This window comes from Streptomyces sp. NPDC050549 (genome assembly GCF_040655035.1).
GTDB lineage: Bacteria > Actinomycetota > Actinomycetes > Streptomycetales > Streptomycetaceae > Streptomyces.
The window spans coordinates 245530-258537 of record NZ_JBFAJD010000005.1 but is presented as its reverse complement, the minus strand read 5'-3'; the positions used below and the strand labels follow the sequence as shown (position 1 = coordinate 258537).

The following is a 13008-nucleotide window of genomic DNA, read 5'->3' as shown; positions in this document are numbered from 1 at the left end:
GCAGGAAACTCAGGGGGATCTCCATGCACATCGCACGACGTACGGTCCTGGGCGCCGCCATGGTGGCCGCGCTCACGGGTGCGGCGCTGCCGGCAGCCGCGCAGTCGTCACCGCATACCTCACGGATCAGCGGCGGCACCGGTGGACGTGAGGCGGACGGCGCCTCCGCCGCACCTGCGATCAGCGCGAACGGCCGCTATGTGGCGTTCACTTCGGCCGCGACCAACCTCGTCCCCGGCGACCGGAACGGCGTCGCCGACCTGTTCGTCCGCGACCTGCGTACGGGGCGTACCCAGCGCGTGGCCGAGGGCCCGGCGAGCGATCCCGCGCTGAGCGCGGACGGCCGGTACGTCGTCTTCGCCACCGAGGCCGCACTCACCAAGGGGGACCACAACGATGCGGCCGACATCTATCTCCGTGATCTGAGGACCCACCGCACCGAGCGCATCAGCACCGGCCACGCGGCGAGCCCGCCCCTGTTCGAGCTCAACTACCTGCCCACCATCAGCGGGAACGGCCGCTACGTCGCCTACAGCACCGCGTCTCCGGACGCCGCGCCCGGTGACACCAACGGGCGGGACGACGTGATCGTCCACGACCGCAGGACCGGCCGGAACGAACTGGTCCAGTTCACCACCGACGGTACCCAGGGCGACAGCGACTCGTTCCAGGCCTCGTTGAGCGCCGACGGCCGCTGTGTGGCCTTCGTGACGGCCGCCCAACTGGATCCGGCGCACGACTGGACCCACGCCACGAACGTGTATGTGCGTGACCGGGCCAAGGGCACCACCGAGCAGGTCAGCATCCCCACCCGCTTCGTCTACAAGAACAGCTCATGGGGACCGTCGATGAGCGCGAACGCCCGCTTGGTCGCCTTCTCCTCCAACGTCGCCAACCTCGTCCCCGACGACACGAACAAGACCACCGACGTGTTCCTGTTCGACCGGAAGGCGCGGACGACCGTCAGGCTGAGCACCGCGGCCGACGGCACCCAGGCCGACGGCGCGAGCCAGGGCGTGAGCCTGAGCGCGGACGGCCGCTACGCGGCGTTCGGTTCGGCGGCCACGAATCTCGTCCCGGGCGACACGAACGGCGTCGCCGACATCTTCGTCAAGGACCTCCGTACCGGAGCGATCCGCCTGGTGACCGATGCCGCCGACGGCGCCTCCGACACCGTCGCCCTCGACGCGCACGGCCGGACCGCCGTGTTCTCGTCCACGGCCACGAATCTCGTCCCGCGCGACACGAACGGCGTCGCCGACATCTTCGTACGGCACCTGGGGGCCAAGTGATGAGGCGGCTGCTTCCCGGTGCCGCCCTGGTCGGCGCCCTCACCCTGACGGTGACCCCGGCGCACGCAGCGCCACGCCTGATCGTGCGCGTGAGCACCGGCGCCCACGGCGCCCAACTGGCGACGGCATCACGCGGCGGGACCGTCAGCGCCGACGGACGCTACGCGGTCTACGGAACGCTCGGCCCCGCGGACGGCTGCTCGGCCGACTTCTCCACCTGCGTCTTCGTCACCGATCTGCGCTCCGGCGCCCGGCAGCAGATTCCGGGCACCGGCACGGAGACGTCGGGCATGACGATCAGTGCCGACGGGCGTCGCGTCGGCTATACGACGGGCACGTACCACTTCTTCAAGGCGAACGTGTACGACCGCGCGACCGGCGGACTCCAGCAGCTCTGGCCGGCGAACCCGCCGACGGACACGTCGTACGAGCGCAGCGACCTCGTCGGATTCAGTGCCGACGGCCGCCAGGTGTCGTACACCATCGGCAACCGCAACGGGAGCAATGGCGTACGACACCTCCTGGTCCGCGATCTGTCCACCGGCACCGAGGAGTTGATCGACCCGGTGGACCACCCGGGCAATGTCACCGGGGGACAACTCAGCGCGGACGGCCGGTTCGTGGCGTACGGAATCCAGGCCGGGTCCGACAGCGCCCTTTACGTCAAGGACCGCCGCACGGGCGCGACGACCCGCGTCGACACGGGTGCCCCGGCGGGACTCGTCCAGCTCTCCGCGGACGGGCACCGGGTGCTCTTCAACGCCCTTTCCGACGGGGGGACTTGGCAGGCCCGCGTCCGTGACCTGCGCACCGGACAGGTCCGGCCGCTCGGCGCCGCCACCGCCGAGGCCGCCGACGCCTCCCTCCGGTACGTCGTGCTCGCCGAGGACACCGGGCTGGTCCTGCTCGACTCCCGGACGGGCGCGCGGACCACGGTGGCCCCGCCCGGCTCCACCGTCGTACCGGGCTCCGTCACCCGCCACGGCCGTGCCGTCGTCTTCGCCTCCACGGCCGACGACCTCGTCCGGGACGACACCAACGGGGTCTCGGACGTGTTCGTCCATCGCCAGTGACCGACCGACCGGCATCACAGGGGGCACAGATCGTACACATCAGCAATACACGCACCCGCACACGCGCCACGCTGGCCACCGCCCTTGTCACCGCCGCGGTGACCCTGGCGGGAACGCCGGCGAGCGCCGCAGCCGAGGTTCCGTACACCGAGCGCGCCAGCGTCGCTCCGGACGACGTTCAGCTGAACGACGCGTCGTTCGGGGCTGCCGCGACGGACAGGGGTGTCGTGTTCACCTCGAACGCGGCCGTGCACAGCGGGGACACCAACGGGCAGTCCGACGTGTACTACCGGGACCCGTCCGGGACGCATGAGGTCAGTTACGACGCGCTGCCCGGTGACCTCATGGGCGACGGCCCCTCCTACGAGCCGTCGGGCTGTGCCAACGGCCGGTTCATCGCCTTCGTCTCACAGGCGGCCAACCTGACGACGACCCCGCGAGAGGACCACGAACCGCTGATCCATCTGCGCAACCGGAGCGTCGGCAAGATCAGCGTGCTCCCGCGCAGCTACCAGGGCGTGCCGTTCACCTCGATGGGGCAGCCGGCGATCAGCTTCGACTGCCAGTGGGTGGCGTTCGTGGCGACGCTGCCGTCCACACCCGAGCACGTCGAGCAGTCGCGCGTCTACCGCTACCGCGTCTACGACGGCTCGATCGCGCCGGTCAGCCAGGTGTCCGAAGACGGCTCGCGCGCCGCCGGCCGGCCCTCGATCAGCGCCGACGGCCGTCACATCGCCTACCAGTACGCGATCCCGCACCCGGGAGGACCCGCCAACGACAGCGACATCTACGTCCGCGACATGGAGACCGGAGCCCTGGAGAAGGCGTCCGTGGCGCGCACCGGAGGACCGGCGAACCGCGAGTCCACCGGACCGTCGATCAGCGCCGACGGCCGAGTGGTGGCCTTCGACTCCTACGCCTCGAATCTCGTGCACGGGGACACCAACGGCAGTGCGAACGTATTCGTCCGCGACCTCGACAAGGGCCGCACGCGACTGGTCAAGGGGACGGGCCGAGGCGTCTTCACTCACGGGGCCTCGCTCAGCGCGGACGGGCTCCGGGTCGCCTACGAGTCCGGGACCCTGGCCGATCCGGAGGCGCCGCGCCAGGTCTGGCTCGCGGACCTGACGGACGGCTCGGCACAGCTGGTCAGCGCGAACGCGCAGGGCGCCCCGGGCGACGGGTCGTCGACGAGCCCGTCCGTCCAGCCCGACGGACTGGCGGTCTCCTTCACGTCGTACGCCGACGACCTGGTGCCCGACGACACCAACGGCACCCTCGACGTGTTCGTACGTCACCTCAAGTGATCGACCGCATCCTGAGACGCACATGAGCGAGGCACGGGGGCTGTGCCAGACTGCCTCCGTGTTCTCGTTCGCCACGATTATTGGCAGCAGGCGCGCCGGTCCGCAGTGACCGCCTCGTACGACCAGGTACGGGCGATCACCGTCGTCTCTCGACCCGCGCGCAGACCTCTCGCACCCGCGAGGGGTTTTTCGCTTTTCTGGCCCACCTTCAGCCGGGAAAGCAGTGCGAGGGACCATTGAGGGACGGTGGAGCCGGTCATTCCGGTACAGACCGAGATTCAGATCCTCAGGAGCCAGACACCATGACGGAAACCAGCGCACTCGACGATGCGTTCCACGTCTTCGACACGACCCTGCGTGACGGCGCGCAGCGGGAGGGCATCAACCTCACCGTCGCGGACAAGCTGGCCATCGCCCGGCACCTGGACGACTTCGGCGTTGGCTTCATCGAGGGCGGCTGGCCGGGCGCCAACCCGCGGGACACCGAGTTCTTCGCCCGTGCCCGGCAGGAGATCGACTTCAAGCACGCGCAGCTCGTCGCGTTCGGCGCCACCCGCCGCGCCGGCGCCAAGGCGGCCGAGGACCCGCAGGTCAAGGCGCTCCTGGACTCCGGCGCCGATGTCATCACCCTCGTCGCCAAGTCCCACGACCGGCATGTCGAGCTGGCCCTGCGCACCACCCTCGACGAGAACCTGGAGATGGTCCGCGACACCGTCTCCCACCTGGTCGCGCAGGGCCGCCGTGTCTTCGTCGACTGCGAGCACTTCTTCGACGGTTACCGCGCCAACCCCGAGTACGCGAAGGCCGTCGTCCGTGCGGCGTCCGAGGCCGGCGCGTCCGTCGTGATCCTCTGCGACACCAACGGCGGGATGCTCCCGGCGCAGGTCCAGGCGGTCGTCGCCACCGTCCTCGCCGACACCGGCGCCAGGCTCGGCATCCACACCCAGGACGACACCGGCTGCGCGGTTGCCAACACCCTCGCCGCCGTCGACGCGGGCGCGACCCACGTCCAGTGCACGGCGAACGGCTACGGCGAGCGCGTCGGCAACGCCAACCTGTTCCCGGTGGTCGCCGCGCTGGAGCTGAAGTACGGCAAGAAGGTCCTGCCCGACGGCAAGCTGCGTGAGATGACCCGCATCTCCCACGCGATCGCCGAGGTCGTGAACCTCACGCCGTCCACGCACCAGCCCTACGTCGGCGTATCGGCCTTCGCGCACAAGGCCGGCCTGCACGCCTCCGCGATCAAGGTCGACCCCGACCTGTACCAGCACATCGACCCCGAGCAGGTCGGCAACACCATGCGGATGCTGGTCTCCGACATGGCCGGCCGCGCCTCCATCGAGCTCAAGGGCAAGGAACTCGGCGTCGACATCAGCGGTGACCGCGAACTGGTCGGCCGGGTCGTGGACCGCGTCAAGGAGCGCGAACTCAAGGGCTACACCTACGAAGCGGCCGACGCGTCCTTCGAACTCCTGCTGCGCGCCGAGACGGAGGGCAAGGCCCGCTCCTACTTCCAGGTCGAGTCCTGGCGCGCGATCGTCGAGGACCGCCCCGACGGAAGCCACGCCAACGAGGCCACGGTCAAGCTGTACGCCAAGGGCGAGCGCATCGTCGCCACCGCCGAGGGCAACGGCCCGGTCAACGCGCTGGACCGTGCCCTGCGCGTGGCCCTGGAGAAGATCTACCCCCAGCTCGCCAAGCTCGACCTCGTCGACTACAAGGTCCGCATCCTGGAAGGCGTCCACGGCACGTCCTCCACGACCCGCGTCCTGATCTCCACGTCCGACGGCTCGGGCGAGTGGTCGACGGTGGGCGTCGCGGAGAACGTCATCGCCGCGTCCTGGCAGGCCCTGGAGGACGCGTACACCTACGGCCTCCTCCGCGCGGGCGTCGAGCCCGCCAAGTAGGCCGTCCTCAGCAGGAGTCCTCGGCGAGTTTCTCGAACTCGCCGAGGCTCATGGCCTTGTCGTCGGCCCAGACCCGGCCGGGTTTCAGGGCGGTGATCTGCTCGGTGGAGAACTCCACGACCCCGTTGTACGAGTCGCCCGTGATGTAGTGCCCGAAGGTCAGCGAGTAGTGGTGCTTCGGCAGGAGCCGCTGCTCGCCCCGGTGCCGTGCCTTCCAGGCGGCCGGCGGCGAGAACAGCGGGAACTCGGCGTCTCCGCTCAGCTTCTCCTTCCGCACGTCCCACCCCGCGGTGACCGGTCCCTCGTCGATCCCCCTGGCCCACCCGTCGAGCGACGGAGACCGGTAACTGTCGTCCCCGCACGGCCGGATCAGCGCCTGCGGCACCCCGTCCGCCCCGAGCCGCACCCCGGCCAGCGGCAGATCGACGGCCGTGCACCCGCCCAACAACAACGCACCGGCGGCCGTGCCCAGCACGGCCGCCGTCCCCCGAGTACGTCTCATGACTCCCCTACTGCAGATGCCACTTCTGGTTCGCGGCCCCCGAGCACGTCCAGATCTGCGCCCGCGCCCCGTTCGCCGACGAGTTGTCCGTGACGTCGAGGCACTTGTTGGCCGCCGTATTCACGACATCACCGGTGGAGGAGTTGTACGACCACTGTTGCGCGGCGGTTCCGTTGCAGTCGTACAACTGCACCTTGGCCCCGTCGGCGGTGGAAGCCGACGTCACGTCGAGGCACTTGCCGAGGGCGCGCACCGTGCCGTCGGTCCCCACGGTCCACTGCTGGGCGGTCGAGCCGTTGCAGTCGTAGAGCTGGACGGCCGTGCCGTTGGCGGTCGAACCCCCGGCCACGTCGAGGCACTTGCTCGCGAGTCCGACGAACGCCCCGGTCCGGCTGCCGCCGCCGGACTGCGTCCCCGTCCAGGTGAACGTGGCGGAGGTCTTGCCGGGGAGGGAGTAAGTCGCGTGCTGGCCGCCCCAGTTGATGGTGACGGTCTTCGCGGTGGACGCGTCGTTGTATGCGATCAGCGCCTTCGAACCGTCCGGGTTGCGCCACGCCACGTTCGGCACGCTGGTGGACGCCGTGGAAGCGATCCGCTGCGCTCCCGGCCGTACGAACTTCGTCAGCTGGCCCATCGTGTAGTACTCGACGGTGTAGTCGACGGTTCCGCTCGCGCCGTCCCCGTTGTGCACGGTGATGAGGCCCGTGCAGGTGCCGCAACCGCCGTTGTGCGGGCCCATGTTCTGGTCCACCGCCAGGGACCACTTGGTCACCGACTTCGCCCAGTTGCGGGTGTAGTCGATGATGTTGTTCATGTCCTCGCGCTGCTGGTTGGCGATCCAGGTGCCGCCGGAGTGCTCGGTGCCGAAGGCGTCCAGCGTCGGGTACTGGTTGTGGACGGTGGTCTGCTTGGTGACGCCGCTGATGTCGCTGTAGCCGTGCCAGGCGATGCCGCCGAAGTTGGGGTTGGAGCGGACGGCCGCGTCGTCGACCGTCGCCGCCGCGTACGAGTCGTACACGTCCCAGTTCCAGTCGTGCGCCAGGACCTTCGTCGTCAGGCCGGACGCGTTGAGCTTGGGCAGCAGCTCGCTCTTCGTGAAGTAGGCGAGCCCGGACGCGTTCCAGCTCATCGAAGGGTAGCCGGAACAGCACGTCGGCTCGTTCTGGACGGTCACGTACGACACCGGAACGCCCTGGTCCTTGTACGCCTGGAGGTACTTGACGAAGTAGTTGGCGTAGGCCCCGTAGTCCTCGGACTTCAGCCAGCCGCCGTTGAGCGAGCCGCTGTCCTTCATCCACGCGGGCGCCGTCCATGGCGAGGCCATGACAGTCAGAGAGGGGTTCAGTGAGAGCGCCTGCTTGGTCAGCGGCACCACGTCCGCCAGGTCGTGCGCGATCGAGAAGGAGGTGAGGTTCGGGTCGGTCTGGCCGGAGGCCACGTCGTCGTACGTGTACCCGTACCGCGCCAGGTCCGAGGCGCCCATCGGATTGCGCAGGAACGACAGGCCGATGCCGTCCGTCGGCGAGAACAACTTGGTCATCGTCGTGTTCCGGGTCGCCGCCGACAGCGCGCCGCTGCTGTTCATCAGCCAGGCCGCGGTGTCCGTGAAGGACGCGCCGCCGCCGGTGAAGGTCTGGTAGCGGGTGTTCTCGTCGACGGTGATGTTCTCGCCGCTGCCGCCCGTCCCGGAGGAGAAGGCGAACGGAGTCTGGGCCTGGAGGCCGCGGGTCACATGGCGTCCGGCGGCGTCGTCGGTGGTGGTGAGCCAGGCCGTGACCTGTTCACCGGCCGCGTGTGCGGGGGGTACGGCCGCGCTGAAGCCGGCCACGGAGAGCAGTCCGGCGAGCAGTAGCCGGGCCGTGCGGGGGGTTCTCCTGGACATGGATGCGTTAGCCCTTCCTGACGAGACGTCTTGACGGGTCCTCGGGCCGTTAGTTAACTCACGACGTGATCTAAGTCATGAGTGAACTGTGCGAACCAGAGTGAACCAGAGCCCCAGAGCCGAGGGAAGGTCCATGCCAAGAACCGCCCTGCTCGTTTCCACCGCCCTGTGCGCCGCGCTGCTGTCACCGGCCGCCGTGTCCCAGGCGGCAGTCGCCGCCGACCCAGCCCCCACCCCCGTCGACCGCTTCGAGGGCGAGGTGCCCTTCGCGAGCCAGCCCGCCGAGGGCATCTTCACCTGGGGCGGCGACAGCGACGACCCGCCCCAGCTGGCCCTGACCGCGAGACCCGACGCCCCCGAGGGCGACAAGGTACTCACCGGCACGTACGACATCAGCGGCTACGGCGGCCTCACCCACGACTTCGCCGCGACCGAGCCCGCCCACGACTGGTCCGCCCACCAGGGCATCCGTTTCTGGTGGGACGGCCAGAACACGGGCAAGTCGACCAACTTCGAGATCAAGGACGGCGGCGCCAACGGCGAGGCCTCCGAGCTGTGGACGACGTCCTTCACGGACGACTTCACCGGCTGGAAGCAGATCGAGATCCCGTTCACGAACTTCGTGTACCGCACGGACTACCAGCCCGTCGGCGGCATCGACCATGTCCTCGGACTGACGCAGATGTGGGGCTACGCGGTCACGCTCCCCGTCGGCATCAAGGGCCAATTCGCCATGGACGACGTCGAGTTGTACGGCAAGGCCGACCAGTCGCTGCGCACGAACGTCACCACCGACTCGGCCGTCTACCCGGTCGAGGAGGGCGGTACGGCCACGGTCGAGGTCACCGTCGCCACCACCGGCTCCGCGCCGGTCGACGACCCGGTGACCGTCGCCTACACGTCCGACGGCGGCACCGCCACCTCCGGCAAGGACTACACCCCGGTCTCCGGCACCCTCACCTTCCCTGCGGGCACCGCGTCCGGCACCACCCAGACCGTCAAGGTCCGCACGCTGAAGGACAGGTCCGCCGAGAACGCCGAGACGATCCCGCTGAAGCTCACGGTCACCGGCGCCAAGGCCCCGGCCGAGACGCCCCAGGTGGTCATCGACGCGCACGGACTGCCGTACCTGGACAGCAAGTTGCCGATCAAGAAGCGCGTCGCCGACCTGGTGAAGCGCATGTCGCCGGAGGAGAAGGCCGGGCAGATGACCCAGGCCGAGCGCGGCGGCATCGGGACCGGCGCCGACATCGCCACCTACGACCTCGGCTCACTGCTCTCCGGCGGCGGCTCGACCCCGACGCCCAACACGGCGGCCGCCTGGGCGAAGATGATCGACTCGTTCCAACTCCGGGCGCAGGCAACGCGGTTCCAGATCCCGCTGATCTACGGCGTGGACGCCGTCCACGGCCACAACAACCTGGCCGGCGCCACGATCATGCCGCACAACATCGGCATCGGCGCCACCCGCGACCCCCAACTCGCCCAGAAGACCGGCGCGGTGACGGCCAGTGAGGTCCGCTCGACCGGTGTCCCGTGGGACTTCGCGCCCTGCCTCTGCGTCACCCGTGACGAACGCTGGGGCCGTTCCTACGAGTCCTTCGGCGAGGACCCGGCGCTCGTCCAGTCCATGGAGACGATGATCCAGGGACTCCAAGGCGCCGCGAACGGCAGGCAGTTGAAGGACGACGACAAGGTCCTCGCCACCGCCAAGCACTTCGTCGGCGACGGCGGTACGGCCTACGGCTCCTCCACCACCGGCACCTACACCATCGACCAGGGCGTCACCACCGTCACCCGGCAGCAGCTGGAGGCCATCCACCTGGCGCCGTACCAGACGGCCGTCGACCGGGGCATCGGCACGGTCATGCCGTCGTACTCCTCGCTCGACATCGTCGGCGACGGCCTCGGCCCGGTGAAGATGCACGCCCGCGCCGACATGATCAACGGCGTCCTCAAGAACCGGATGGGCTTCGACGGCTTCGTCATCAGCGACTGGAACGCCATCGACCAGCTCCCCGGCGACTACGCGGCGCACGTCGACACGGCGGTCAACGCGGGCGTCGACATGATGATGGTCCCGTACAGCTACAGGGACTTCAGCTCGACGCTGATCGCCGAGGTGAAGGCGGGCCACGTCACCGAGAAGCGGATCGACGACGCCGTGTCCCGCATTCTCACGCAGAAGTTCAAGCTCGGCCTCTTCGAGAAGCCGTACGCCGACACGAGCAACGCGGCGCAGATCGGCTCGACTTCGCACCGTGCGGTGGCACGGCAGGCGGCGGCCGAGTCGCAGGTGCTGCTGAAGAACGCGGGTGGCGTGCTCCCGCTGAAGAAGTCGCAGAGGGTCTACGTCGCCGGTTCCAACGCCGACGACCTCGGCAACCAGACCGGCGGCTGGACCATCACCTGGCAGGGCTCGTCCGGCACCAACACGACCGGCACGACGATCCTCCAGGGCATGAAGAACGCCGGCGGTGACGTCACGTACTCCAAGGACGCCTCCGCCCCGACCGGCGGTTACGACGTCGGTGTGGTCGTGGTCGGCGAGACCCCGTACGCCGAGGGCGTGGGCGATGTCGGCAACGGCAACGACCTGACGCTTACCCCCGCCGACCAGGCAGCCGTGGACAAGGTGTGCGCGGCGATGAAGTGCGCGGTGCTGATCGTCTCCGGGCGCCCGCAGCTGATCGGCGACCGGCTTCCGAAGATCGACGCTCTGGTCGCCTCCTGGCTGCCGGGCACCGAGGGCGACGGCGTGGCCGACGTCCTCTACGGCAAGCGCTCCTTCACCGGTCAACTCCCGGTCACCTGGCCGAAGTCGGAGGCCCAGCTGCCGATCAACGTCGGCGACACGTCGTACGATCCGCAGTTCCCGTACGGCTGGGGTCTGACGACCGTGTCGAAGGCGCCCACGGGTGGCGCGTCCACTCTGAAGGCGCTGGAGGCCGCCGCGGCGAAGACCCGGTCGGCGGAGAAGGGCAGGGCACTGGTCACCGAGGCGCGGCTGCTCGTCCAGCAGAAGATCGGCCAGAACATCACGGCGGCGGTCTCGAAGCCGTTCGCGGACGCGGACCATCTGCTGCTGACCGGGAAGTACGCGGCGGCCGTGAAGAAGCTGGAGGAGGCGTACAAGGTGGCGTGAGCGCGCTGCTGGAAGGGGGCGGGGGCTGTCGGCCGGCTGCGGCATGGTCGTGGCTGGGCGCGCAGTTCCCCGCGCCCCTGCGGGGCGCGTCCGCTAGCGTCGAATCATGAAGGTCGTCGCTTGGAGCCGAAGCCTCCCGGGGCTGCTCGTGGCCCTGCTGCTCGCCGCGCTGACCATGGCGTCCCCGGCCGCCGCGGACACCGGCGTCTCGACGATCGGCCAGGCTCTGCGCAAGGGGCCCGTCTACGTCGACCCGGGGACGTCCTCCTTGCCGTCCGCCGACGCGGACGCGCTCGCGCAGCGGATCAAGAAGGCCGACAAGCCGGTCTTCGTCGTGGTCCTCCCCGCCGACTACCCGACGGCGAACCTCTTCCCGAACCTGCGCACCGCCACCGGCATCACCGGCCTCTACGCGATCCGCCTCGGCGACCGCTTCGACGCCCGCGCGGACTCCTCGGTCCTGTCGAACGCGGCTGTGAAGAACCTGGTCGCCAGCGTGCAGGGCGAGGACGCGAAGACCCAGCTCGACGACTTCACCGACCGGGCGCTCGCCAACATGGGCGGCTCGGCACCCGCGTCCTGGGGCGGCTCCTCCAGCGACAACGGAGTCTCCGGTACGGCGCTGATCGTCGCGGGAGGCGTCCTGGTGGCCGGTGGCGCGGGGGCGTACACCCTCGTCCGGCGCTCCCGCCGGCGCAGGCTGGAGGAGCAGCGGGCCGCGCTGGACAAGCTGCGGGTCGTGGTCGACGAGGACATCACCGCGTTCGGCGAGGAACTGGACCGCCTCGACTTCCACCCGGCCGAACCGCGCGCCGACGACGCGATGCGCGCCGACTACGAGCGCGCCCTCGACGCCTACGAGCAGGCGAAGACGTACATGGCGGCGGCCACGAAACCCGAGGACGTGCGGGCCGTCACCCAGGCCCTGGAGGACGGCCGCTTCTCGCTCGCCCAGCTCGCCGCCCGCCGTGAGGGCCGCCCGCTGCCCGAGCGCCGGGCCCCCTGCTTCTTCGACCCGCGCCACGGCCCCTCGGTCGCCGACGCCACCTGGACGCCGTCCGGCGGCGCACCCCGCGAGGTCCCGGTCTGCGCGGCCGACCGGGCCCGGCTCGCCGACGGCCAGGACCCGATGATCCGCGAGGTCGACACGGACTACGGCCGCCGCCCGTACTGGGACGCGGGCCCGGCCTACGGCCCCTGGGCGGGCGGCTACTTCGGCGGCGGCCTCCTCCCCGGCCTGCTCGTCGGCACGCTGCTGGGCAGCATGATGGCCACCCCGTCCTATGCCTCCGACTACGGCACCGGTTACGGCGACTTCGGCAGCGGCGGCTACGACGGCGGCGACGTGTCCGGTGCGAACTTCGACCCCGGTGACTTCGGCGGCGGCTTCGGGGGAGGGGACTTCGGAGGGGGCGGCGACGGGGGAGGCGGCGGGGACTTCGGCGGGGGTTTCTAGGCCTCCAGGGCCGCCAGCCGCTCCATGACCGCCCCCGCCAACTCCAACACCCCTCGCTCCGTCGCGCTCAACGAGGCCAGCGCCCCCGCCAGCCACACATCCCGCTCGGCCATGTCCCGATCGAGCGCCTGCCGCCCCGCCGCCGTCAGTGTGAGTACGGACCGCCGCCGATCCACCGCGCTCGGCTCACGCGCGATCAACCCCTCCGCCTCCAGTTCGGCGAAGGTCCGCGTGAGCGACTGGGGTCGCTGCCGCTCGGCCACCGCGACCTCGCCGGGCGTCGCCGAACCGTTCCGGTGCAGATGCCCGAGCACGATCAGCTGGTTCGGGGTGAGCCCGCCGTCGCCGCGTTCCTGTCGCAGCCGCCGGTTCAGCCGTACGACGCCACGACGGATCCGGGCGGCCTCGGAGAGATGATCCATGACGCATATCGTACGCACTAAC

The 13008-nt window shown here is 70.0% G+C and carries 9 protein-coding genes; 6 read left to right on the top strand and 3 right to left on the bottom strand.

Annotated elements, in window-relative coordinates; genetic code table 11:
* Positions 1–23 precede the first annotated feature (23 nt).
* From AB0I51_RS10885 to cimA, 4 genes are all read left to right on the top strand, one after another.
* Positions 24–1292 (top strand): hypothetical protein, encoded by a 1269-nt coding sequence (locus AB0I51_RS10885; RefSeq protein ID WP_362973525.1) that lies wholly within the window; start codon positions 24–26, stop codon positions 1290–1292.
* The gene (locus AB0I51_RS10880; RefSeq protein ID WP_362973523.1) at positions 1292–2365 is read left to right on the top strand and encodes a hypothetical protein; all 1074 of its coding nucleotides are present in this window, start codon (positions 1292–1294) and stop codon (positions 2363–2365) included. Before AB0I51_RS10885 ends, AB0I51_RS10880 begins: the two co-directional genes overlap by 1 nt.
* Positions 2362–3672, top strand: a complete 1311-nt coding sequence (locus tag AB0I51_RS10875) for a hypothetical protein (protein WP_362973521.1) — start codon at positions 2362–2364, stop codon at positions 3670–3672. The genes AB0I51_RS10880 and AB0I51_RS10875 overlap by 4 nt, the downstream gene beginning before the upstream one ends.
* 302 nt (positions 3673–3974) lie before the next feature.
* Positions 3975–5579 (top strand): citramalate synthase, encoded by a 1605-nt coding sequence (cimA, locus tag AB0I51_RS10870; protein WP_362973519.1) that lies wholly within the window; start codon positions 3975–3977, stop codon positions 5577–5579.
* 7 nt (positions 5580–5586) lie between these two features.
* Here the strand turns inward: cimA and AB0I51_RS10865 are convergent, their stop codons facing one another.
* Both AB0I51_RS10865 and AB0I51_RS10860 read right to left on the bottom strand, forming a co-directional pair.
* On the bottom strand, positions 5587–6081 hold the full coding sequence (locus AB0I51_RS10865; protein ID WP_362973517.1) for a hypothetical protein: 495 nt from the start codon (positions 6079–6081) through the stop codon (positions 5587–5589).
* Between the two features lie 7 nt (positions 6082–6088).
* Positions 6089–7963 carry a ricin-type beta-trefoil lectin domain protein gene (locus AB0I51_RS10860; protein WP_362973515.1) on the bottom strand — a complete coding sequence of 625 codons (1875 nt, stop codon included), beginning with the start codon at positions 7961–7963 and terminating at the stop codon, positions 6089–6091.
* A 133-nt stretch (positions 7964–8096) separates the two neighbouring features.
* On the opposite strand from AB0I51_RS10860, the gene AB0I51_RS10855 reads away from it, so the two are divergent.
* The gene (locus AB0I51_RS10855; protein ID WP_362973513.1) at positions 8097–11108 is read left to right on the top strand and encodes a glycoside hydrolase family 3 N-terminal domain-containing protein; all 3012 of its coding nucleotides are present in this window, start codon (positions 8097–8099) and stop codon (positions 11106–11108) included.
* Between the two features lie 106 nt (positions 11109–11214).
* Positions 11215–12564 (top strand): hypothetical protein, encoded by a 1350-nt coding sequence (locus AB0I51_RS10850; RefSeq protein WP_362973511.1) that lies wholly within the window; start codon positions 11215–11217, stop codon positions 12562–12564.
* On the opposite strand, the gene AB0I51_RS10845 is transcribed toward AB0I51_RS10850, so the two are convergent.
* Positions 12561–12986: a MarR family transcriptional regulator gene (locus tag AB0I51_RS10845; RefSeq protein ID WP_362973509.1), complete on the bottom strand. Its 426-nt coding sequence runs from the start codon at positions 12984–12986 to the stop codon at positions 12561–12563. The genes AB0I51_RS10850 and AB0I51_RS10845 overlap by 4 nt on opposite strands.
* Positions 12987–13008: the final 22 nt, after the last annotated feature.